At 68.1% G+C, this 21,065-nt stretch carries 23 protein-coding genes; 9 read left to right on the top strand and 14 right to left on the bottom strand.

The window, feature by feature from the left end:
* Nucleotides 1-13 precede the first annotated feature (13 nt).
* Genes CQ039_RS03300 through CQ039_RS03275 form a run of 6 tightly spaced genes read left to right on the top strand, consistent with a single transcriptional unit; the run spans nucleotide 14 to nucleotide 6,205 of the window.
* Nucleotides 14-1,033, top strand: a complete 1,020-nt coding sequence (locus CQ039_RS03300) for a cysteine synthase A (RefSeq protein WP_105564662.1) — start codon at nucleotides 14-16, stop codon at nucleotides 1,031-1,033.
* The gene (locus CQ039_RS03295) at nucleotides 1,033-2,073 is read left to right on the top strand and encodes a sulfate ABC transporter substrate-binding protein (RefSeq protein ID WP_105564663.1); all 1,041 of its coding nucleotides are present in this window, start codon (nucleotides 1,033-1,035) and stop codon (nucleotides 2,071-2,073) included. Before CQ039_RS03300 ends, CQ039_RS03295 begins: the two co-directional genes overlap by 1 nt.
* On the top strand, nucleotides 2,070-2,906 hold the full coding sequence (gene cysT, locus CQ039_RS03290) for a sulfate ABC transporter permease subunit CysT (protein ID WP_105564664.1): 837 nt from the start codon (nucleotides 2,070-2,072) through the stop codon (nucleotides 2,904-2,906). The genes CQ039_RS03295 and cysT overlap by 4 nt, the downstream gene beginning before the upstream one ends.
* Entirely contained in the window at nucleotides 2,903-3,769 is an 867-nt protein-coding gene (gene cysW / locus CQ039_RS03285) for a sulfate ABC transporter permease subunit CysW (protein ID WP_105564665.1), read from the top strand. The genes cysT and cysW overlap by 4 nt, the downstream gene beginning before the upstream one ends.
* 1 nt (nucleotide 3,770) lies before the next feature.
* A complete protein-coding gene (locus CQ039_RS03280; protein WP_105564666.1) occupies nucleotides 3,771-4,799 on the top strand; it encodes a sulfate/molybdate ABC transporter ATP-binding protein in 1,029 nt (342 codons plus the stop codon).
* Entirely contained in the window at nucleotides 4,796-6,205 is a 1,410-nt protein-coding gene (locus CQ039_RS03275; RefSeq protein ID WP_105564667.1) for an FAD/NAD(P)-binding protein, read from the top strand. The genes CQ039_RS03280 and CQ039_RS03275 overlap by 4 nt, the downstream gene beginning before the upstream one ends.
* 6 nt (nucleotides 6,206-6,211) lie before the next feature.
* Here CQ039_RS03275 and CQ039_RS03270 read toward each other — a convergent pair whose 3' ends face one another.
* Entirely contained in the window at nucleotides 6,212-6,670 is a 459-nt protein-coding gene (locus tag CQ039_RS03270) for an Rrf2 family transcriptional regulator (protein WP_105564668.1), read from the bottom strand.
* A 233-nt stretch (nucleotides 6,671-6,903) separates the two neighbouring features.
* Here CQ039_RS03270 and hmpA point away from each other — a divergent pair, with 233 nt between their 5' ends.
* Nucleotides 6,904-8,109 carry an NO-inducible flavohemoprotein gene (gene hmpA, locus CQ039_RS03265; protein ID WP_105564669.1) on the top strand — a complete coding sequence of 402 codons (1,206 nt, stop codon included), beginning with the start codon at nucleotides 6,904-6,906 and terminating at the stop codon, nucleotides 8,107-8,109.
* A gap of 46 nt (nucleotides 8,110-8,155) precedes the next feature.
* Here hmpA and CQ039_RS03260 read toward each other — a convergent pair whose 3' ends face one another.
* Together CQ039_RS03260 and CQ039_RS03255 are read right to left on the bottom strand one after the other, a co-directional pair.
* Entirely contained in the window at nucleotides 8,156-8,620 is a 465-nt protein-coding gene (locus CQ039_RS03260; RefSeq protein WP_105564670.1) for a hypothetical protein, read from the bottom strand.
* Nucleotides 8,595-9,482, bottom strand: coding sequence for a D-alanyl-D-alanine carboxypeptidase family protein (locus CQ039_RS03255; RefSeq protein WP_105564685.1), 888 nt, complete (start codon nucleotides 9,480-9,482; stop codon nucleotides 8,595-8,597). Before CQ039_RS03255 ends, CQ039_RS03260 begins: the two co-directional genes overlap by 26 nt.
* Nucleotides 9,483-9,594: 112 nt before the next feature.
* Here CQ039_RS03255 and CQ039_RS03250 point away from each other — a divergent pair, with 112 nt between their 5' ends.
* Both CQ039_RS03250 and mazG read left to right on the top strand, forming a co-directional pair.
* Entirely contained in the window at nucleotides 9,595-10,959 is a 1,365-nt protein-coding gene (locus CQ039_RS03250) for an MFS transporter (RefSeq protein WP_105564671.1), read from the top strand.
* On the top strand, nucleotides 10,960-11,748 hold the full coding sequence (gene mazG, locus CQ039_RS03245; protein ID WP_105564672.1) for a nucleoside triphosphate pyrophosphohydrolase: 789 nt from the start codon (nucleotides 10,960-10,962) through the stop codon (nucleotides 11,746-11,748).
* On the opposite strand, the gene CQ039_RS03240 is transcribed toward mazG, so the two are convergent.
* Genes CQ039_RS03240 through cobD form a run of 11 tightly spaced genes read right to left on the bottom strand, consistent with a single transcriptional unit; the run spans nucleotide 11,745 to nucleotide 21,063 of the window.
* A complete protein-coding gene (locus CQ039_RS03240; protein WP_105564673.1) occupies nucleotides 11,745-12,122 on the bottom strand; it encodes a DUF1636 domain-containing protein in 378 nt (125 codons plus the stop codon). The genes mazG and CQ039_RS03240 overlap by 4 nt on opposite strands.
* Nucleotides 12,122-12,730, bottom strand: coding sequence for a cob(I)yrinic acid a,c-diamide adenosyltransferase (cobO, locus tag CQ039_RS03235; RefSeq protein ID WP_105564674.1), 609 nt, complete (start codon nucleotides 12,728-12,730; stop codon nucleotides 12,122-12,124). Before cobO ends, CQ039_RS03240 begins: the two co-directional genes overlap by 1 nt.
* Nucleotides 12,727-13,254, bottom strand: a complete 528-nt coding sequence (locus CQ039_RS03230) for a tyrosine phosphatase family protein (RefSeq protein WP_105564675.1) — start codon at nucleotides 13,252-13,254, stop codon at nucleotides 12,727-12,729. The genes cobO and CQ039_RS03230 overlap by 4 nt, the downstream gene beginning before the upstream one ends.
* Nucleotides 13,251-14,021 (bottom strand): adenosylcobinamide-GDP ribazoletransferase, encoded by a 771-nt coding sequence (gene cobS / locus CQ039_RS03225; protein WP_233191903.1) that lies wholly within the window; start codon nucleotides 14,019-14,021, stop codon nucleotides 13,251-13,253. The genes CQ039_RS03230 and cobS overlap by 4 nt, the downstream gene beginning before the upstream one ends.
* Nucleotides 14,018-15,061, bottom strand: a complete 1,044-nt coding sequence (gene cobT, locus CQ039_RS03220) for a nicotinate-nucleotide--dimethylbenzimidazole phosphoribosyltransferase (protein WP_105564676.1) — start codon at nucleotides 15,059-15,061, stop codon at nucleotides 14,018-14,020. The genes cobS and cobT overlap by 4 nt, the downstream gene beginning before the upstream one ends.
* Entirely contained in the window at nucleotides 15,058-16,533 is a 1,476-nt protein-coding gene (locus CQ039_RS03215; RefSeq protein WP_105564677.1) for a cobyric acid synthase, read from the bottom strand. Before CQ039_RS03215 ends, cobT begins: the two co-directional genes overlap by 4 nt.
* Entirely contained in the window at nucleotides 16,521-17,465 is a 945-nt protein-coding gene (gene cbiB, locus CQ039_RS03210) for an adenosylcobinamide-phosphate synthase CbiB (protein ID WP_199183598.1), read from the bottom strand. Before cbiB ends, CQ039_RS03215 begins: the two co-directional genes overlap by 13 nt.
* Nucleotides 17,455-18,231, bottom strand: coding sequence for an ABC transporter ATP-binding protein (locus tag CQ039_RS16920; protein WP_105564678.1), 777 nt, complete (start codon nucleotides 18,229-18,231; stop codon nucleotides 17,455-17,457). The genes cbiB and CQ039_RS16920 overlap by 11 nt, the downstream gene beginning before the upstream one ends.
* On the bottom strand, nucleotides 18,228-19,208 hold the full coding sequence (locus CQ039_RS03200) for an iron ABC transporter permease (RefSeq protein WP_105564679.1): 981 nt from the start codon (nucleotides 19,206-19,208) through the stop codon (nucleotides 18,228-18,230). Before CQ039_RS03200 ends, CQ039_RS16920 begins: the two co-directional genes overlap by 4 nt.
* Entirely contained in the window at nucleotides 19,205-20,014 is an 810-nt protein-coding gene (locus CQ039_RS03195) for an ABC transporter substrate-binding protein (RefSeq protein WP_105564688.1), read from the bottom strand. The genes CQ039_RS03200 and CQ039_RS03195 overlap by 4 nt, the downstream gene beginning before the upstream one ends.
* Nucleotides 20,015-20,052: 38 nt before the next feature.
* Nucleotides 20,053-21,063, bottom strand: coding sequence for a threonine-phosphate decarboxylase CobD (gene cobD, locus CQ039_RS03190; protein ID WP_105564680.1), 1,011 nt, complete (start codon nucleotides 21,061-21,063; stop codon nucleotides 20,053-20,055).
* Nucleotides 21,064-21,065: the final 2 nt, after the last annotated feature.

Here is a 21,065-nt window from a genome sequence, read left to right as displayed (position 1 = left end):
CCAGAGACATCCCTTGTCCATCGCCAGCATCATCAACCTCATCGGCGACACGCCGCTGATCCGCCTGAACCGCCTGTCGGACGCCACCGGCTGCGAGATTCTGGGCAAGGCCGAATTCCTGAACCCCGGCCAGTCCATCAAGGACCGCGCCGCCCTGTCCATCGTCCAGAAGGCCAAGGCGTCCGGCGCCCTGCGGCCCGGCGGCGTGATCGTGGAAGGCACGGCGGGCAATACCGGCATCGGCCTGGCCCTGGTCGGCGCGGCGCTGGGCCACCGCGTGGTCATCGTCATGCCGCGCACCCAGTCGGAGGAAAAGAAGCTGGCGATCCGGGCCCTGGGCGCGCGCCTGATCGAGGTGGACGCCGCCCCCTTCTCCAGCCCCAACCACTTCGTCCACTATTCCGAGGAGGTGGCGCGGAAGCTGAATGCCAGCGAGCCCCACGGCGCCCTCTGGGCCAACCAATTCGACAATACAGCCAACCGCGCCGCCCATTATGAGGGCACCGCCGCCGAGATCTGGGCGCAGACGGGCGGCCGCGTCGACGCCTTCGTCAGCGCCGTCGGCAGCGGCGGCACCCTGGCCGGCGTGGGGGCCTTCCTGCGCGAACGCAAGCCGGCGGTGAAGATCGCTCTTGCCGACCCGGCGGGCGCGTCGCTCTACACCTGGTTCACTCTAGGCCAGATGACCGGCGAGGGCAGCTCGATCACCGAGGGCATCGGCGTGGCCCGCATCACCGGCAATCTGGAGGGCTTCACACCCGACTTCGCCTATCGTGTGGAAGATGCTGAATTCCTGCCGATTCTGTTCGATCTGGTGACGCACGAAGGCCTGTCGCTCGGCGGGTCGTCGGGCGTCAATCTGGCCGGCGCCGTGCGGCTGGCGCGCGACATCGGACCGGGCAAGACCATCGTCACTGTGCTGTGTGACCCCGGCACGCGCTACGCCTCGCGCCTGTTCAACCCGACCTTCCTGCGCAGCAAGGGCCTGCCGACGCCCCAATGGGTCGCTGAAGACGTGCGGGAGTTGGCGTGATGGGGGGCTTCACTCTGGACCGGCGCGCGCTTCTGCTCGGCGTCGGCGCCCTGCCTTTCGGCGCCTCGGCGCTCAGCGGATGCGCCCAGACCAAGGGGGCAGAAGCCGCCCTGCTCAACGTGTCCTATGACCCGACCCGCGAGTTCTACCGCGCCTATAACGAGGCCTTTCTGGCGCGCTGGCGTGAAAAGGACGGCGCGCCCTTTGCCGTGGAACAGTCGCACGGCGGGTCGGGCAAGCAGGCGCGCGCCGTCATCGACGGCCTGCCTGGCGACGTCGTCACCCTGGCCCTGGCGTCCGACATCGACGAGATCGCAGCGCGCGGCCTGATCGCCGCCGACTGGCAGACGCGACTGCCAGACAACGCCTCACCCTATACCTCCACCATCGTGTTTCTGGTCCGCAAGGGAAACCCGAAGGGCATCCACGACTGGCCGGACCTGCTGAAGCCCGGCGTCGAGGTCATCACCCCCAATCCCAAGACCTCGGGCGGGGCGCGCTGGAACTATCTGGCGGCCTGGGCCGACGCCCTGCGCCGTCCGGGCGGGAGCGAACAATCGGCGCAATCCTTCGTCTCCGAGCTGTTCCGCCGGGTGCCGGTGCTGGACACCGGCGCGCGCGGATCGACCACCACCTTCGTCCAGCGCGGCATCGGCGACGTCCTGTTGACCTGGGAGAACGAGGCCTTCCTCGCCGCCAAGGAACTGGGCCCGGACAAGGTCGACATCATCGCCCCGCCCTTCTCCATCCTGGCCGAACCGCCGGTGGCCGTGGTCGACAGTGTCGTGGACCGCAAAGGCACGCGCGACCGGGCGCAGGCCTATCTCGCCCAGCTCTACGACGAGCCCGCCCAAGCTCTCGCCGCCGAGCACTTCTATCGTCCCCGCAACCCGACCGTGGCGGCGCGTTTCGCCGACCGCTTCCCGCATTTGACCCTGGCCGATATCTCCGACTTCGGCGGCTGGAGCGCCGCCCAGAAACGCCACTTCGCCGACGGCGGGGTCTTCGATCAGATCTATCAGCCCGGCCGACGACCATGACCCGACCGGTGATCTGGAAAGCCCACACCCCCCTGCCCGGGTTTTCCCTCTCGCTAGGCTTCACAGTCGCCTATCTGTCGCTGTTCGTCCTCATCCCCCTGACCGCCCTGGCGATCCGGCCGTGGGAGAATGGGCTGGACAGCGTCATCGCCGCCGTCGCGTCGCCGCGCGCCCAGGCGGCCTTGAGGCTGAGCTTCGTCGCCGCCGCCGTCGCCGCCACCGTCAATGCGGTCATGGGCGGCCTATTGGCCTGGGTGCTGACCCGCTATGAGTTTCCGGGCAAGCGGCTGGCCGACGCCGTGATCGACCTGCCCTTCGCCCTGCCGACGGCGGTGGCCGGCATCGCCCTGACGGCGCTCTATGCCCAGAACGGCCCGATCGGCGGCCTGCTGGCGCCGCTGGGGATCAAGATCGCCTACACCCCCGTCGGCGTGGTCGTGGCCATGATCTTCGTCGGCCTGCCTTTCGTCGTTCGTTCGATCCAGCCCGTGCTTCAAGATCTGGATCAGGAGGTCGAGGCGGCGGCAGAGACCCTGGGCGCCTCATCGTTTCAGCGCGCCACGCGGATCATTCTGCCCGCCATCCTGCCCGCCCTGCTGTCCGGCGTCGGCCTGGCCTTCGCGCGCGGGGTCGGAGAATACGGCTCGGTCATTTTCATCGCCGGCAATATGCCGCTGCGGTCAGAAATCGCGCCCCTGCTGATCGTCACCCAGCTGGAGCAGTTCGACTATGCCGGCGCCGCCACCATCGGCATGGCCATGCTGATCTTGTCCTTCGCCATCCTTCTGGGCTTCAACGGCCTGCAAGGCCTGATCGCGAGGCGGGGCGCATGACCGCCGATGCCCTGCCCCTTGCGCCCGCCTCCGCCGCTCGCAAGCGCAGCCTCGGTCGCGGCCTGCTGATCGGGCTGGCCCTGCTGTGGCTGACCCTGATCGTGCTCGCCCCGCTCGGCGTCATCCTGGCCGAAGCCCTGCGAAAGGGCGTGGGCGCGGCAGCCGCCAGCCTGTCCCATCCCGACGTCTGGGCCGCCGCCCGCCTGACCCTCCTGACCACGGCCATCGCCACGCCTCTGAACGCCGTCTTCGGTCTGGCCGCCGCCTGGTGCGTCACCCGCTTCGACTTCATCGGCAAGACCTTGCTGATGGCTCTGATCGACCTGCCGCTGTCAGTATCGCCGGTTATTTCCGGCCTGGTCTGGGTTCTGCTGTTCGGGGCCTCGGGCTGGTTCGCGCCCTGGCTGAACGCGGCCGGGTTGCAGATCATGTTCACCCCTGTCGCCATCGTCCTGGCGACCATCCTTGTCACCCTGCCCTATGTGGCGCGCGAGCTGATCCCGCTGATGCAGCAGCAGGGGTCGGACGAGGAACTGGCCGCCTTGACCCTGGGCGCGCGGCCGTCCGCCATCTTTGTCTTCATCACCCTGCCGAACGTCAGCTGGGCCCTGCTGTATGGCGTGCTGCTGGCCAATGCCCGGGCCATGGGCGAGTTCGGGGCAGTCTCGGTGGTGTCGGGTCATATTCGCGGCCTGACCAACACCCTGCCGCTGCACGTCGAGATTTTGTACAACGAGTATGACTTCGTCGGCGCCTTCGCGACCGCCGCCCTGCTGGCGGTTCTGGCGCTGGTGACCCTGATCCTGAAGTCCTTCCTCGAGCACCGCCACGCCGACGACCTCGCCGCGAGGGGGCGGCGCTGACATGACCCTCGACATCACCTCCATCACCCGCGCCTATGACGGCCTGCCCGCGCTCGACGACGTCAGCCTGACGGTCCGCGACGGCGAGTTCCTGGCCCTGCTCGGCCCGTCCGGTTCCGGCAAGACCACCCTGCTGCGCATCATGGCCGGGCTGGACCGCCCCTCCGCCGGACAGGTGCGCTTCAACGGCGAGGACTTCCTGGCCCTCAGCCCGCGTGAGCGCCGCGTCGGCATGGTGTTCCAGAGCTACGCCCTGTTCCGCCACATGACGGTGGCCGACAACATCGCCTTCGGCTTGAAGGTCCGCCCGCGCGGAACGCGGCCCGGTCGCGCCGAGATCGCCGAGCGGGTTCAAGACCTGCTGCAGCTGATCCAGTTGGAAGGCTACGGCGCCCGCTATCCCAGCCAGCTGTCCGGCGGCCAGCGCCAGCGCGTCGCCCTGGCCCGCGCCCTGGCCATCGAGCCGCGCCTGCTGCTGCTGGACGAGCCCTTCGGCGCCCTGGACGCCCGCGTCCGCCGCGACCTGCGCCGCTGGCTGCGTCAGGTGCATGAGCAGACCGGCGTGACGACCGTCCTCGTCACCCACGATCAGGAAGAGGCGCTGGAACTGGCCGACCGCGTCGCCATCCTGCGTCAGGGCCGGATCGAACAGGTGGACACGCCGCAGGCTCTCTATGACCGCCCCGCCTCGGCCTTCGTCCACGACTTTCTTGGTGAAGGTCTGCAGCTTCAGGCCACGGTGGCGCTCGGCGAGGTCGTGTCGAACGACTGGCGCGCGCCGTCCGACGCTCCGACCGGCGATGCCCTGCTGTGCATCCGCCCGGATGATCTGGAGGCCGCAGACACTGGTCTGGTCGGCGTGGTCATGTCCAGCCTGAGGCGCGGCGACCGCGCCCGCGTGGCCGTCTCCCTGCATGGCCGCCGCCTGGAGCTGGAACGCCCCCTCGGCGACCCGCTGACGACCCTGGCGCCCGGCGCGCCGGTCCGCCTGCATCCCCGCCGCTTCCATGTCCTGGCGAAAAGCGCATGAGCAGGCCAACGGTCGCGGTCATCGGCGCGGGGTTCAGTGGCCTGTTGACCACGCTGAACATCCTGCGGATGTCGCCGGATGTGTCGGTGCAGTTGATCGAGCGGCGGGGCGTCTTCGGCCTCGGGCCCGCCTACGCCACCGGCAACCCCAAGCATCTGCTCAACGTCCGCCTGTCGAACATGAGCGCCTTTCCCGATCAGCCGCGTCATCTGGCCGACTGGATGGCCGAACAGCCCGCCTGGTTCGCGCGCGACGACTTCATCACGCGCGGCGATTATGGGCGCTATCTGGCCCACCTGCTGGATCAAGCCCTGCGCTCCGACCGGGACGGCGAGCGCCTGTCCTTGATCCGCGGCGAGGTCCGCGCCATCCGTCCGAACGGCGACGGCTGGAAGATCATGCTGGACGGCCGCAGTTCGACCAGCGCCGACGCCGTGGTCCTGGCCCAGGGCAATCTCAGTCCCGCCGCTCCGTCTGGTCTCGACCCAAAGCTGGTCGGGTCAGGCCGCTATCTTACCGATCCCTGGAGGGCGCTGGACGCACTGCCCGACGACGCCGACGACATCCTGCTGATTGGCGCCAGCCTTACCATGGTGGACGCCGCCATCGCCCTGCGTCGTCCCGGTCGGCGCTTCACCGCCGTCTCCCGTCATGGCCTGCTGCCCCGCAGTCATGGCTCGACCACCATGCCGCCGCGCCAGCGCACCTATATCGGCAGTCCCGCCGAGGTGTTCCGGCAAGCTCGGCTTGCCGCCCGCGATGATGACTGGCGCGCCGTGATCGACGACGTGCGGCATTCCGCCCGCGATCTTTGGTCGTCCTGGCCCCTGCCTCAGCGCAGCCGTTTCCTGCGCCACCTGCGCGCGCTTTGGGACAATCATCGCCACCGTCTCGCCCCTGGCGTCGCGCGCGAAGTCACGTCCATGCTGGCGTCAGAGGAGTTGGAAATCACGGCGGCCCGCATCACCTCGCTCAGGCCCGACAAGGAACAGGTCGAGGCCGTGCTGAAACACCGAGGCGACCCGAAGCCCTGCCCCTATCGTTTCGACGCCGTCATCAACTGCTCCGGGCCCTCTGGCGACGTCGCACACAGCAAGGAGCCGCTTCTGACCGACCTGTTGAAGCAGGGTCTAGCCGCTCCCGCGCCGCTCGGGCTAGGCCTCGCAGTTGATCCCCAGGGGCGGTTGATCGACGGGCGGATGCTGGTCCACGATCGCCTTTTCGCCATAGGCCCCTTGACCCGTGGCCTGTTCTGGGAAGCCACCGCCGTGCCCGATCTACGCGAACAGGCCGTGACCTTGGCCTGTCATGTCGTAAACGCCATCCAACAAGACATAGCTGACGACTTCTCAGCAGCAGCCCTGCGTCTGGCCGGATCGGCCTACGGCAACCCCCTCACCGCTTGAGCCAGTTCAGCGCGACCGGGCGTCGTCCAGTGCGGGGGAGCGGCTGCCCGCCTGATCGAACAAGCCAGACAAATCGGCCCGCCGGCTGAGCAGGCTCTCCAGCGTATAGCCATCCAGCACCTGCATGAATGCGGCCAGGGCTTGATGCAGCGCACCGGTCAGGCCGCAGGCGGGTGCGATGATACAACTGCCGCAGTCGACCAGGTCAAAGCCGTCTTCCGTGTGCCTGACGACAGCGCCGATATTGATTTCAACGGGCGCCCTGGCTAGCCGCACCCCGCCGAACCGTCCGCGGACGCTGACCAGATAGCCTGCGTTCACGAGGTCGCTGACCACCTTCATCAAATGGTTCTGGGAAATGTCGTAGGCGCTGGCGATCTCTGAGATCGAACACAGACGCTCAGGCCGCGCCCCCAGATAGAGCAGCACCCGCATCGCATAGTCAGTGTAGCGCGTCAGGCGCATCAGGCTCTCCGATCACGCGTCACCTCGCCGCACGGCTTTTTATATGCATTTCGTTTGCTTGTTTCAAACTCAGGGTTATAGATGCATTACTAATACATGTTTAGGCAGCGCCGATGAACGACCCATCACACAGCGATGATCTCGTAACAGCCTGCGCGTTCGAACACCGAGCGCCGGACGGCTAGTAGCCGCCGCGTTCCGACCCTTTAAATCATCAACCCTGGAGACCTCTGATGGCCCAAGCCCTCAGCGAGCGCACGATTGCGCTTGTCAAAGCCACCGTTCCCGCCCTCGAAGCCCACGGCCTCGACATCGTCCACGAGATGTACTCGCGGATGTTCCAGAACCCCGACATTCGCGACCTGTTCAATCAGTCGCACCACGGCGACACCGGCTCGCAACCGCGCGCTCTGACCGGCGCCATCCTGGCCTATGCCAACAACATCGATAACCTCGGCGCCCTGGCCGCAGCGGTCGAACACATCGCCCAGAAGCATGTCGGCCTGCAGATCCTGCCCGAGCACTATCCCCATGTCGGAAACGCCCTGCTGGGCGCCATCGCCCACGTCCTGGGGGATGCGGCGACCGAAGAGATCATGACGGCCTGGGGCGAGGCCTACTGGTTCCTGGCCAACATCCTGATCACCCGGGAAGCAGCGCTCTATGAGAGCCTGGCGGCAGCCAAGGGCGGCTGGAACGGCTGGCGCGCCTTTGAAGTGGTCGAGGTTCGTCCCGAAAGCTCGGTCATCACCTCCTTCGTGCTCAAGCCCAAGGACGGCGGTCCGGTTCTGCGCCACCGCCCCGGTCAGTATCTGACCTTCTGGTTCGATGTGCCCGGCCATGCCCCGGTCAAGCGCAACTACTCCATCTCCAGCGCGCCGAACGACGAGACCTATCGCATCTCAGTCAAACGCGAGGACAAGGGGCTGGCCTCTGGCTGGCTGCACGACAACGCCCGCGTCGGCATGGTGTTGAAGGTCGGCGCCCCGGCCGGCGACTTCTTCCTGCCCGAAGCGCCTCAACGACCCGTCGTCCTGCTGTCCGGCGGCGTCGGTCTGACCCCCATGGTCTCCATGCTGGAGACGATCGTGGCTGAAAGACTGGATGCCGAGGTCCACTATGTCCACGGCGCGCGCGACGCGGCCTCCCACGCCATGGGCGAGCATGTTCGCGCCCTGACCGCCGCCCATCCCAAGGCCCGCAGCACGGTTTTCTATGAAACCGCTGCAGCGAACGACGCCGAGCGCCACGACCGCCAAGGCGTGATCTCGGGCGCCTGGCTGGCCGAGCAGACGCCGATCCACGACGCCGACTACTATCTGTGCGGTCCCCGACCCTTCCTGCGCGCCCTGGTGTCGGACCTTGCCGCCGCCGGCGTGCCGGCTGATCGCATCCACTACGAGTTCTTCGGCCCCGCCGACGAAAACCTGGCGGCCTGACACGGACGTTATGCCACGCCTGACGGCTCGTCCGTCAGGCGTGGACCTACATGGTCCGCTGCGCCAGCGGGCAGACCCGGTCGTAGAAGGCCTGACTGGCCGGAGCTCGCCCGCCGCGCGACAGGATGAAGCGGTGTTCGACCACCATGGCCTGCTGCTCGATGTTCAGCCCTGTCCAGTCGCACAAGTCGTCCAGCGGATAGGCGTAGGCGGCAGGACCGTCACCCGCCCTTAGCTTGCTCAGCAGCAGGTTCAGCCCGTTCTGCGCCTGCCAGACATGGACCAGTTCGTGGATGAAAACGGCCTGGGTCCGCAGCGGCGCTCGCGACAGGTCCGGCTCCAGCGTCTTCTTCGGCCAGACGATCCAGTCGCGCCCGAACCAGGCACCCGGCACGAAGGCTCGGTCGAACGGCCAGGGCGATCCCAGAAAACGGATGTCATCCAGCCGCAGCGCCGCGCCGAACACCTCGCGCGCCAGCGCCGCCTCACCGTCCGCCAGCGGCCGTATCATTGCCTGTCCATTCCCAATGCCAAGGCTCGAAAACATAGGGCGTAAAGCCAAAGCGCGAAGCATTGGTCACCAGCCAGCGATAGGCCGGTCCTTGCGCCATATGACGACGACTCATCGGATCGGTGGAATCCACCCCCATCCCCGCGACATGGCCGACGTGGATGTCGATGGCCGTGCCAGTCCGGTGCGGCGAACAGACGGCGCGTCGCACCCCGTCGCAATTGCCCTGCGCGGCGCATCTTGCAGCGTCGGCCTCCGGGTCGCGGAAGCCTGAGAATATCTGCATGAGCTCTGGGTCGGCGGCGATGGCCGGAACCTCGGCGCGGGCGGCGGCGGCCATGCGGCGATAGGCGTCCAGAACGTCGCGGCGCAGCAGACGGGTCAGGCGCTCGGCGTGCTCCTCCTGCGGCGACAGATAGCCCAGCAGGCTGATCGGCGGCGGCTCGGGGCACTCGCCCCTCACCCGCGCCATGACGAAGGGCCGGCGCTCCTGCCACAGGCCGCGAAACACCTGGAAGGTCGGTTGATCGAACTGACCTGTCGCCGTCAGTCCGTATCGCGCCTGAAACCCAGCCAGGGCCTCGGCGAAGGCGGGCGAGGCCGGATCGCAGGGGCTGCCGATCTCGCGCTGGATCAGGGGGGAATAGGTCTCCCAGCCCCATTCCGGCGACCCGAACGGCGACCATTCCAAGGTGTAAAGCGAAATCCCGTTGGCCTGGGCCGCGCCATCCCAGGCGCTGGTCGGCCGGTCGCAAATCTGGGCGCCGCCATCGGCTACGGCGGTATCTCGGGCCTGAGCCGCTCCGGCGCCGCCGATGACCGCCGCAAAGGCCGCGGCGAGGATTGCAAATCGTACTGACATGAGGCCAGCAGGCCCCAGCTTGCCGCGAACCGCAAGGGCGACTTCGCCTGTCGGCGGAAAACCGGCATGGTGAAGCTGCGGCCGACTCAGGCCGACCAAGCCCGGACGCCTGATGTCATCTGTTGTCGTCGCTGACGCTCCCCGCCGCTCCAACGCTGTCCTGGCCGCTTTTTCCGGCCCTTGCCTGCCGTTGGCGGCCTTCGGCGTGGCCCTGCCTGTCACCCTGCCCGAGTTCTACGCCACCCATGTCGGGATGGAGATGGGCATGGTCGCCGCCGTCTTCATGGCGGTGCGGGTGATCGACATCCTGTTCGATCCCTTCATCGGCTGGGGCATGGACAAGACCAGGACGGCTTTCGGCCGCTATCGTCCGTGGATGGCGATCTCGACGCCGATCCTGATGCTGTCGGCGCTGATGATGTTTGTCATGGTCCAGCCGGGCGCGGGACCGGCCTATCTGTTCGCCTGGCTGCTGGTCCTCTACCTCGGTTTCTCCATCGGCACCCTGGGCCAGCTCGGCTGGGCCGCGGTGCTGGCGCCCCAGTATGACCAGCGCAGCCGGGTCTATGGGTGGTGGCAGGTGTTCAACATCATCGGGGTCATCCTGATCCTGATCCTGCCGACCGTGGTGGTGAAGTCTGGGATCGGCGACTACGCCGACGGCGTGCGGATCATGGGGTGGGCCATCATCATCGCCCTGCCGCTGACTATCGGTCTGGCCATGTTCGCGGTGCCCGAGCCGGTCAACGCCGGCGCCGCCCCGCATGGCGGACCCAGCGCCTACCTGGCCCTGTTCAAGATGAAGACGGTGCGCAAGCTGCTGATCGCCGACCTGCTGCTGGGCATTGCGCCGGGCATCACAGGGTCGCTGCTGTTCTTCTTCTTCGGCCAGATTAAGGGCTACGACCACACCCAGGCGTCGCTGTTCATGCTGATCTATTTCATGGCCGGTCTGGTTGGAGCGCCGATCTGGGCCTGGCTGGCCACCAGGATCGGCAAGGACAAGGCTTTGGCTGCCGCCAGCCTGATCTTCGCCGTCTTCTATGTCGGCGCGACGCTTGTTCCCGGCGGCAACTTCGCCCTCACGGCGACGGCCATGTTCATCGCCGGCCTGCCCTATGCGGCGGGCCTCTTCCTGCTGCGCGCCATGATGGCCGACGCGGGCGACGAGGTGCGGCTGGAAACGGGTGTGGACCGCACCGGCTTGATGTTCTCCATCCTGTCGGCCACGACCAAGCTGGGCCACGTCTTCGCCATTGCCCCCTACGCCATCCTGCCCTGGTTAGGGTTCAAGGCCCTGCCGGGGCCAGAGGGCAACAGCGACTTCTCGCTGCTGATGCTGCAGGTCATGTTCATCGCCCTGCCCGGCCTGCTATTGGCAGCGACCGCCTGGGTGTTGAAGGGCTATCCCCTGACGCCCCAGCGTCATGATGAAATCCGCGAGGCCCTGGCTGCCCGCGACGCCGGGACCGCCTGAATGACCCACTCCGTCGACCGCCTGAAAGAGATCATGGTTCGCCTGCGCGATCCGAACGGCGGTTGTCCCTGGGACGTCGAGCAGACCTTCGCGACCATCGCCCCCTATACGATCGAGGAGGCCTACGAGGTCGCCGATGCCATCGAGCGCGCCGACATGGAGGAGCTGAAGGTCGAGCTCGGCGACCTGCTGTTTCAGGTGGTCTTCCACGCGCGGATGGCCGAGGAAGCCGGACATTTCGCCTTTGACGACGTGGCTAACGCCATGGCCGACAAGCTGGTCCGTCGCCATCCGCACGTCTTCGCCGAGGAAGCCGCCAAGCCCAGCGGCTCGGCCCAGAAGGCGCGCTGGGAGGACATCAAGGCCGCCGAGCGCAAGGCCAAGGCCCAGCACGGCGTGCTGGACGACGTGCCGGTTGGCCTGCCCGCTTTGACCCGCGCCGCCAAGCTGACCAAGCGCGCCGGCCGCGTCGGCTTCGACTGGCCCTCGACCGACGAGGTCTTCGACAAGCTGGCCGAAGAGGTCGAGGAACTGCGCGTCGAGATCGCCGCCGGCGACAAGGACAAGGCGCGCGAGGAATTGGGCGACCTGCTGTTCGTGGTCGCCAATCTGGCCCGCAAGCTGGAGGTCGAACCCGAAGACGCCCTGCGCGCCGCCAACGCCAAGTTCATCCGCCGCTTCGGCTTCATCGAAGCCGAACTAGCCAAGGACGGCCGCACGCCCGAACAGTCCGATCTGGCCGAAATGGACGCCCTGTGGGACGCCGCCAAGGTCGCTGAACGGAGTTAGGTTTCAAGCCGGTCTGGCGGCAGACGCGCGATGAAGTGGCCCTTCATGCCCTCGGGCCAGTCACGATAGGCCACCGCGCCGTTTGGGCTGGCGGCGTAGAGGCGAGCGAAGGCGATCACGGCCTGCGCCGCTTCCTGCGTCGGCGCGAAACGCCCGGCCAGATAGCCCGGCTTGCCCGCTTCGGCCAGATAGACGGCGCAATGACTGACGCACGCCCACAGACAGGCCTGCTCCTCGACGCGCAGTTCATCGACGCCCTCCACAGCCGCTGAGACGACATCCAGCAGGCGGAGCCCTCCGGATAGACCGGCGGCGTCAGTCGGCGCATCGGCCGAGAAACGACAGGTCGTGCAGACGACCAGACGCGCCGTCATCAGAACTCGACCCCGGCCTGCGCCTTCACCCCGCTACGGAAGGGATGCTTCACCATCTGCATGTCGGTGACCAGGTCCGCCGCCTCGATCAAGGCGTCGGGGGCGTTGCGGCCGGTGATGACGACATGGGTGTCGACGGGACGGGCGGCCAGAACCTGCAGCACTTCTTCGACCGGCAGATAATCGTAGCGTAGGGCGATGTTCAACTCATCGCAGACCACCATCTTCCACTCTGGGTCCATGATCCGCGCCTTGGCCGCCTCCCAGGCACGTCGGACATTGGCGATGTCGGCCGCGCGATCCTGGGTGTCCCAGGTAAAGCCCTCGCCCATGGGTCGCATCTCGACCAGATCGGGAAAAGCGTCGAACAGGTTCTGTTCGCCCGTTTCCATCGCTCCCTTAATGAACTGGATGATCGACGCCTTCATGCCGTGACCGATCATGCGGCAGACCATGCCCATGGCCGCCGTCGACTTGCCCTTGCCGGTCCCTGTGTGGACGATGACCAGACCGCGCTCCACCGTCTTGGACTGCATCATCCGGGCGCGGGCGGCCTGAACCTTCTTCATCTTCTCGGCGTGGCGGGCGTTCAGTTCGGCTTCGGTCATAGGGATGCGGCTCCTTGGGACGACAGGTCGAGTTCGAAGGCCTCTCCCCAGGCAGTCTCCGCGCCCCGCCCGATGGCGGCGATGGCGCGGTTCATGACCCCGTCGCGCACCAACAGGCGGTCGGCTAGGCTCACGATCAGAGGGTTCGGCGTGGCGGTCGGGGCGGCGGCGCGCAGGCGCTCGGCCCACGCCGCCTCCTTGCCCGGTTCTGAGCGAGCGCAGGCGATGACATAGGCCGTCGCCGTGGAGCGGCTGACCCCCGCCCAGCAATGGATCAGCAGGGGCCTCGCCCCGTCCCAGCTTGCGGCAAAGGCCAGCAAAGCGGCGACATCCGCCTCGGTCGGCGGCGTCAGCCCGGCGCGTGACTCGGCGATGTCATTGAACCTGAGGTCCAGTCGGTGCGGCGAAGCATCTGTCAGCGTCGCATCGACGTGGCCTGGCGAGGCCAGGCTGATCAGATGCGACGGCTGATGCCGAGCCGCCAGCCCGGCGACCTCGTGCAGAGGCGCGACGATCAGCTTCATCCTGCAGCCGCCAACCCGGCGACGGCCAGAAGGAAGCCGACCTCAAATGCCTGCTCCACCGCGCCCAGCACGTCCCCCGTGCGCCCGCCGATCAGGCGCCACGCCAGCCAGGCTGGAACCACGCCAAACACTAGGCCCAGGGCCAAGCCGGCAGCTCCCGTAGCCGGCGAGAAGAAGACCAGGGGCCACAGAGCGATCAGGACCGCCACGGTCAGGCCCAACAGCGAGGCCCGGTCCGGCCTGCCCTCCTTGGCCATGCCGGGGTCGCCGCCGTAGGGCATGACCGTCATCGCCCCCACCGCCGCCGCGCGTCCCAGACCATGCGCGGCCAATAATGCGATGGCCGCAAAAAAGGGCGAGAACTGCACCAGCATAGCCAGGGCCGCCACCCGCAGCGCCAAGACCAGCCCCAGCGCCAGCGCGCCATAGGAGCCCAGCCGGCTGTCCTTCATGATCTCCAGCCGCCGCTCGCGGGTCAGCCCCCCGCCCAACCCGTCCGCCGTATCGGCCAGGCCATCCTCATGGAAGCCGCCCGTCAAGACAACCCCGACGGCCATCGCCAGAATCGCCGCGATCCATGGGCTCCAGATATGGGCAGCGCCATAGAGGACCAGGGCCGACGCCCCGCCTACGATCTGGCCCACCAAGGGATAGTAGCGCGCGCTCTGCTGTATCCATTCCAGTTGAAAACCGGCGAGTTGCGGCGTCGGAATTCGCGTCAGGAACTGCACAGCACAAACAAACAGGCGCGCCTCACGCCGGATCAACCCGCCGCCTCCAAGACGTCGGCCAGTTCGGCCACCTCGGCCAGAAGGGCGCAGGCGGCCCGGACCAGAGGCACAGCCAGAAGCGCGCCGGTCCCCTCGCCCAGCCGCATGTCCAGGTGCAGCAGAGGTTGGGCGTCCAGGGCCTCCAGCATCAACCGATGCCCCGCCTCGGCCGAGGCGTGAGCGAACAGGCAATAATCGCGCGCATTTGGCGCCAGGCGCACCGCCAGCAGAGCCGCCGCCGAGCCGATGAAACCGTCCACCATCACCGGCACACGCCCTCTCGCCGCCCCGAGCAGCGCGCCAGCCATCATGGCGATCTCGAACCCGCCGAACTGGGTCAGAACCTCGAGCGGCTCCTTGGCGTCCGATCGCGCCGCCGCCCTTGCCAGGACCGCACGCTTCCTCGCCATGCCTTCCAGTGAGTGGCCCGCGCCCTGCCCGACGCAGTCGTCCAGCGGCGCTGGCGCCAGTCGGTGCATCAGCAAGGCGGCCGCAGCGCTGTTGCCTATACCCATTTCGCCAAGGGCGATCAGATCGGCGCCGTCGGCGATGGCGTCTGCAGCCACCCGCGCCCCTGCCGAGAGCGCGGCCTCAGCCTGAGCAGACGTCATGGCCGGTTCCAACGACGCGTCCTTTGTGCCCGGCGCGATCTTGGCGTGAACCAGACCCGTCCGATCCGACATGTCCGCCGCCACGCCCGCATCGATCACACGCACCTCAACGCCGGTCACGCGCGCAAAGGCGTTGGCGCTGGCCTTGCCCGCCAGAAGCGTGTCCACCATGGCCACGGTCACGCCCGATGGAAAGGCCGCCACGCCTGAGCGCGTCAGGCCATGATCCCCAGCGAAAACCAGGAGCACAGGTCGCGCCGCCGAAGGACGCAACTGTCCCTGGATCAGGCCCAGCCTCAGCGCCAGTTCCTCGACCCGACCCAGCGCGCCTGGAGGCTTGGCCTTGCCGTCCAGCGCCTGTTTCAGCGCGCCTTGCCATGCCCCATCCAGAGCAGGCACGGTCAGAAGGTCGGTCAAATTACTCATGTCAGGCCTGCGATCCGGCTCAGCGCCGCGATGTCGAAGTGGGTTTCCAGAACGGCGGCGATACGATCCAAGGCCTGATCGACGCGACCCGTTTGATCCACGCCGTCCGACACCGCTCCCAGCTCGGCCAACAGGGCCGCTCGCGCTTCTGGCCGGTCGAACAGGCCATGGACATAGAGACCCGCGATCCGGCCGTCCGCCGAAGTCGCGCCATGCGGCTGATCGTCAATACGAGCGACCGGACATGCGGTATTGGGACCATCAGTGCGGCCGATATGGATTTCATACCCGTCGAAGGCGCCGCCCGAGGACGCCAACTGTCCTTCGACGCGTCGCAAGGTCTTGTCCCCGGCCAGCACGGTCTCGACGTCTAACAGCCCAAGCCCCGGCGCCGAGCCCGCAACGCCCTCGACGCCGTCGGGGTCGCTGATCGTCCGGCCCAGCATCTGATAGCCGCCGCACACGCCCAGCACCCGCCCGCCGCGCCGCACATGAGCATTGATGTCCACGTCCCAGCCCTGCGCCCGCAGAAAGGCCAGATCCGCCAGCGTCGCCTTGGTGCCCGGTAGAATGATCAGATCCGCGTCACCCGGCAGGGCTTGTCCCGGCGGAACGAAGCCAAAATCCACGCTCTGTTCATGTCTCAACGGGTCGAAGTCGTCGAAATTGGCAATCCTCGACAGCATGGGCACGGCAATGCGGACACGCCGGCCCGCTCCCGGCGCCATCGCATGGTCCAGCACCACCGCATCTTCGGCCGGCAAGGCGCGAGCGTCGGCCAGCCACGGCGCCATCCCCAGGTCGGCCCACCCGGTGCGCCTCACGATCTCGGCACGCCCCTGATCAAATAGCTCAGGATCGCCCCGGAACTTGTTGATCAAAAATCCTTTGATCATTTCGCCATCCGCCAGGTCCAGCACGGCGCGGGCGCCAACCAGGGCGGCGATCACATGGCCCCGATCAATGTCGCCAACCAGGATCACCGGCACGTCGGCGGCTCGCGCAAAGCCCATGTTGGCGATGTCGCCGGCGCGCAGATTGACCTCCGCCGGACTGCCCGCCCCCTCGACGATCACCAGATCAGCCTCGGCCTGAAGACGCCGGAAGCTGTCCAGAACCACGTCCAGAAGCGCAGCCTTGCGGTCCTGATAGCCCGCCGCCTGCCACACGCCCTCGACCCGCCCGCGCACGACCAATTGAGCGCCCGTATCGCTCTGCGGTTTCAGCAAGACCGGGTTCATGTCCACCGTCGGCGGCGTGCGGCAGGCCAGGGCCTGAAGCGCCTGAGCTCGACCGATTTCGCCGACGCGCCCCTCGGCGTCTGGAGCCGTGACGGCGGCGTTGTTGGACATGTTCTGCGGCTTGAACGGCCGGACCGTCAGACCGCGATTTGCGAACAATCGGCACAGCCCCGCGACCAGAACCGACTTTCCGACATCGGAGCCGCACCCCTGTATCATCAACGCGGCCATGCGAAGCCTCCTGCGATCAGCGAAATCAAAAGCACAGCGCACGCGACGCCATAGACGCGCAGACCTCGTTGCAGATCATGCGCGCGGGGCCGCGCCCAATCGCCGAAGTCAGGTCGGTAGGTCATGACGCCCTCATAGCGAACCGGACCGCCCAGCCGAACCCGAAGCGCACCAGCCATGGCGGCTTCGGTCCATCCGGCGTTGGGCGAGGCATGCTTGCGCGCATCGCGCCACATGATCCGCCAGCCCTGCCAACCGCCGAGCGCGATCAACGCCCCCGCGATCCGGGCCGGAATCCAGTTCATGGCATCATCAGTCCGCGCCGCCGCCCATCCGAAGGCCCGCCAGCGCGGCTCCATGTGGCCGATCATGCTGTCGGCGGTGTTGACGGCCTTGTAGGCGAACAGCCCCGGCAGGCCGCCGACCACGAACCAGAAGGCCGGCGCCACCACCCCGTCGCAGAAACTCTCAGCCAGGCTCTCCAGAGCGGCAGTCGCGACCTCGCCCTCGTCCATCGCCTCGACATCGCGGCCGACGATCATGCCAACGGCGCAACGCGCAGCCGACAGGTCGCCCGCCGTCAGAGGACGAGAAACGGCGCGGACGTGCTCGAACAGGCTGCGCGCCGCCAGGCCCGTCGCGCCCCAGATCAACAGCAGCGCCAACCCCGGCCAGAAGGGCGCCGCGGCGGCCAGACGCTCGATGCCCCACCCCGCGCCGCCTGCCACGCAAAGCAAGATCAGGACAGTCAGAACACCCAGTGCGCGCCGAGTCTTCGCCGATTGTTCCGGGCGGTTCCAACGCCGTTCCAGCCTCGCGATCAGACCACCGATCCAGACGACCGGATGGCTCAGACGGCGCGGCCAACCAATCGCCCCCTCAACCAGCAGGGCCCCCGCGACGATCCAAGGCGTCGCGACGCTAGCGGGCACGACCGACCATCTCCAGCACCGGGCCGCGCGCGCCCTCCAGCGTCCGCGCTTCAACACCGTAAGCCGCCTTCAGCACGGCGGGCGACAGGGCCTCGACCGGGGCGGCGTCGGCCAGCACCCGCCCCTCGGCCAGAACGATCACCCGATCCGCCACGCGCAGGGCCGCGTCGAGATCGTGCAGGGTCAGGACGACGCCCCGCCCCTCTTCATCCGCCAGCCGCCGGAACAGGTCGCAAGCATCCAGCACATGGCCCGGGTCCAGCCCCGCCAGAGGCTCATCGGCCAACAGCCATTGCGGATCGCCCGCCAGCGCCCGCGCGATCAGCACCCGTGCCCGCTCGCCACCCGACAGGGTAGATACGACGCGATCGGCAAAGCCTTCCACGCCCGTCACCGCCATGGCGCGCGCCACCGCCGCCCGGTCCTCGGTCGTCAGCCCCCAGGCCCCGACATAGGGGGTGCGGCCCAGGCCGATGAAGGTGCGGCCGTCCACCGCCCAGGCGATCTCGGCGTTTTGGGGCAGGTAGGCGATCCGACGCGCTCGCTCGCGTGGCGGCAGAGCGTGCAGCGCGCGCCCGTCCAACGTCACCTGCCCAGTGTCGGGCTTCCTCAGGACCGCCAGACAGTCCAGCAGGGTCGACTTGCCGGCCCCGTTCGGCCCGACCACCGCCGTCACCAGACCCGGCGCAAAGGCCGCGCCGACGCCGTCCAACACCGCCTTGTCGCCGAGACGGACGGACAGGGTCTTCGCGCTCAGAAGGCTCATGCCAGTTTCCTTCTCATGCCGATCAACAGGGCCAGGAAGAAGGGGCCGCCCAGCGCCGCCATGGCCACGCCCAGCTTGATCTCCGCCGAAGGGGTCAGCCGCACCAGAATATCCGCCGCCAGCACCAGGGCCGCGCCGCCCAGAGCCGAGGGCAGCAGCAGGCCGCCGGGCCGAGCCCCGATCAAGGGCCGCAGCAGATGCGGCACGATCAGGCCGACGAAGCCGATCGACCCCGTCACCGCCACCGCCGACCCGACCGCCAAGGCCGCGCCCAGCGCCAACATCAGACGTCCGGCATCCAGCCGCACGCCCAGGGACCGCGCCCCCGCCTCGCCCAGGGTCAAGGCGTCCAGCGTCCTTCCTTGCGTCACCAGCAGCAGGCAGCCCAGGATCATCCCCGGCGCGGCCAGCTTCAACTCGACCACGCTGCGGTCGGCCAGCGATCCCATCAGCCAGTTGACGATCTCGTTCACGGCCCAGGGATTGGGGGCCAGGTTCAGCGCCAGCGCCACCCCGGCTCCGGCCATGGTCTGGATCACCACCCCGGCCAGGATGAAGGTGACGACGCTGCTGGTCGCCCCCGCCAGGGCCAGCAACAGCAGGACGCCGATCCCCGCCCCGATCATGGCCGCGACCGGCAACACCCAGGGCGCGCTCGCCGCCGCGCCCAGATAGAAGGTCAGCACCGCCCCCAGGGCCGCCATGGTCGAGACGCCCAGCATGCCCGGATCGGCCAGCGGATTACGCGTATAGCCTTGCAGCGCCGCCCCAGTCAGGCCCAGCACCGCCCCGACCATCAGGGCCAGCACCGTGCGCGGCAGGCGCAGCTCGAACAGGATGGCCCAAGCCGGGTCGCCTTTCTGGCTCGCCCAATCGCTCCACGGAATCCAGACCCGGCCCGCGCTCATGCTGGCGACGGACAGGGCGGCGATCAGGAACAGCAGCCCGATCATCACCAGGGGACGTGGCAGGGTCATGTCAGGGCCTCCAGCGCCGTGCGGCGCGCCCGAGCCAGGGCGGCGGCGGTCTGGATCAACACCGGGCCGCCGCAATAGAGCAGTTTCTCGTCCAGCCGCGCCTGCACCATTCGATCGGACAGCGAGGCCAGCGCCGGGTGACCCATCACCCGATCGGCCCAGGTGCGCGAGCCCAGGGCGGGAGTGCCGCTGAGCAGGACCTGAGGCGGATCAGCCAGCAGGCGCTCGACCGGGACATTGCCCCACTTGCCGAGGCCGTATCGCCCGGCGACATTCTCAAATCCCGACCGGGTCATCATCTCATTCATCAAGGTGCCGCGCCCGGCGGCGAAGCCGTTGGGCTGATAAATCAGGGCTTTCAGCGGTTGTGATCCCGCCGGCGGGGCCGCCTCGGCGATGGCCTCCTCGATGCGAGCGATCAGGGCTTCGCCCCGCGCCGGGCGCCCCACCAGACGGGCGACCTCGCGCACCTGGTCCAGGCTGGCGGCCACGCTGTCGGGCACAGAGAACAGCTCTGTCTGAATGTTCATGCGGCCCAGGGCATTGCGGGTGGCCAGGGCGCTGTGACGGCTGGTCAGCACTAGATCGGGACGCAAGGCGATGACTTCCTCGGCCGTCTCCCAGGTGAAAGGCAGGGTCTTGGCCACCTCGGAAATGGTCGAGCCGACCGGTTCGCGCGCATAGTGGCTAAGGGCCGCGATCTGCCCCCGGTCGGCGACATGGACCAGGATGGCGTCGAGACAGGCGTTCAGCGACACCACGCGGCGCGGCGCGGCCTTCGCCACCGCCGGAGCGGCGATGAGCACGGCCCCGACGCCTATCAAGGTTCCTCGCCGCGTCGCGCTCATGCGAAGGTCTCCAGCGCGTGTTGCAGACGCGGGAAGTCGCGCTCGGTCGGCACGCCGAAACGCAGAGCGTCCGGCGTATGGTCGAAGGGGCGAGTCAGAATGCCGGCTTCGCACAAATGCTGGAACCAGCGCGCGGCGTGAGGCGAGCGCGTCATGCGGAACAGGCTTGTCCCGCCGACGATCTGGAACCCCGAGCCCGCCAGCAGATCGTCGAGCCGTTCCGTGCGCTCTACCAGAGCCCGTTCGGTCCGCGTGCGCCAGTTCAGATCGGCGTAGGCCGCGCGCCCCATGATCAGGGCGTCGGCGCCAACCGGCCAGTCTCCCAGCAGGGCGCGCAGCCGCAGCACAAGATCGGGCGCGGCCAGCATGAAGCCCAGCCTCACCCCGGCCAGTCCATAGAACTTGCCGAACGAGCGCAGGACGATCAGCCCCGGCTCGGCCACGTCCGACACGCTGTCGCCGGGCGCGCATTCGATGAAGGACTCGTCCACCACCAGCCATCGCCCCGCCGCCGAGCGCGCACGCGCCATGGCGATCAGGTCGGCCCGCCGGGTCAGGCGGCCGTCGGGATTGTTCGGATTGACGATGACCAGCACCCCGGCTTGCGATGCCGCCGCCTGGTCGGTTGCGATCAGGCGTGTCGCCACGCCCGCTGTCCGCCAGGCCTCGGCGTGAGCACCATAGGTCGGACCGACGATCTCGACCGAGCGAACGCCCAGCAACAGGGGCAGAAGACGGATCGCCGCCTCGGCCCCGGCGGTCGCCGCCGTCCGATCCGGCGCACAACCGAACGCGGACGCCGCGACCGCTTCCAACGCGACCAGCGCGTCGGGATCGGGCAGACGGTTCAGTTCCGCCTCCGCTGCACGCGGCCCGCGCCACGGCTCGGGGTTGATGCCGGTGGACAGGTCCAGCCAGGGTCGCGGCGCGTGGGGACAGGCGGCGGCGGCCTTCAGCAGACCGCCGCCGTGTCGGGTCGCCGTCGTCAGAAACGCGGCGTCCTGCATCA

It is taken from the genome of Brevundimonas sp. MYb52 (assembly GCF_002979535.1).
GTDB lineage: Bacteria > Pseudomonadota > Alphaproteobacteria > Caulobacterales > Caulobacteraceae > Brevundimonas.
This window is presented reverse-complemented; position numbering and strand designations above follow the sequence as displayed.

Coding starts and splice junctions, on each gene's coding strand:
- cysW (WP_105564665.1), top strand. CDS start 2,903: ATGACCGCCGATGCCCTGCCCCTTGCGCCCGCCTCCGCCGCTCGCAAG.
- CQ039_RS03240 (WP_105564673.1), bottom strand. CDS start 12,122: ATGACGGCGCGTCTGGTCGTCTGCACGACCTGTCGTTTCTCGGCCGAT.
- CQ039_RS16920 (WP_105564678.1), bottom strand. CDS start 18,231: ATGAGCCTTCTGAGCGCGAAGACCCTGTCCGTCCGTCTCGGCGACAAG.
- CQ039_RS03200 (WP_105564679.1), bottom strand. CDS start 19,208: ATGACCCTGCCACGTCCCCTGGTGATGATCGGGCTGCTGTTCCTGATC.
- CQ039_RS03255 (WP_105564685.1), bottom strand. CDS start 9,482: ATGTCAGTACGATTTGCAATCCTCGCCGCGGCCTTTGCGGCGGTCATC.
- CQ039_RS03250 (WP_105564671.1), top strand. CDS start 9,595: ATGTCATCTGTTGTCGTCGCTGACGCTCCCCGCCGCTCCAACGCTGTC.
- CQ039_RS03270 (WP_105564668.1), bottom strand. CDS start 6,670: ATGCGCCTGACGCGCTACACTGACTATGCGATGCGGGTGCTGCTCTAT.
- cobO (WP_105564674.1), bottom strand. CDS start 12,730: ATGACCGAAGCCGAACTGAACGCCCGCCACGCCGAGAAGATGAAGAAG.
- CQ039_RS03295 (WP_105564663.1), top strand. CDS start 1,033: ATGGGGGGCTTCACTCTGGACCGGCGCGCGCTTCTGCTCGGCGTCGGC.
- CQ039_RS03275 (WP_105564667.1), top strand. CDS start 4,796: ATGAGCAGGCCAACGGTCGCGGTCATCGGCGCGGGGTTCAGTGGCCTG.
- CQ039_RS03230 (WP_105564675.1), bottom strand. CDS start 13,254: ATGAAGCTGATCGTCGCGCCTCTGCACGAGGTCGCCGGGCTGGCGGCT.
- cobD (WP_105564680.1), bottom strand. CDS start 21,063: ATGCAGGACGCCGCGTTTCTGACGACGGCGACCCGACACGGCGGCGGT.
- cobT (WP_105564676.1), bottom strand. CDS start 15,061: ATGAGTAATTTGACCGACCTTCTGACCGTGCCTGCTCTGGATGGGGCA.
- cysT (WP_105564664.1), top strand. CDS start 2,070: ATGACCCGACCGGTGATCTGGAAAGCCCACACCCCCCTGCCCGGGTTT.
- hmpA (WP_105564669.1), top strand. CDS start 6,904: ATGGCCCAAGCCCTCAGCGAGCGCACGATTGCGCTTGTCAAAGCCACC.
- mazG (WP_105564672.1), top strand. CDS start 10,960: ATGACCCACTCCGTCGACCGCCTGAAAGAGATCATGGTTCGCCTGCGC.
- CQ039_RS03280 (WP_105564666.1), top strand. CDS start 3,771: ATGACCCTCGACATCACCTCCATCACCCGCGCCTATGACGGCCTGCCC.
- CQ039_RS03260 (WP_105564670.1), bottom strand. CDS start 8,620: ATGATACGGCCGCTGGCGGACGGTGAGGCGGCGCTGGCGCGCGAGGTG.
- CQ039_RS03215 (WP_105564677.1), bottom strand. CDS start 16,533: ATGGCCGCGTTGATGATACAGGGGTGCGGCTCCGATGTCGGAAAGTCG.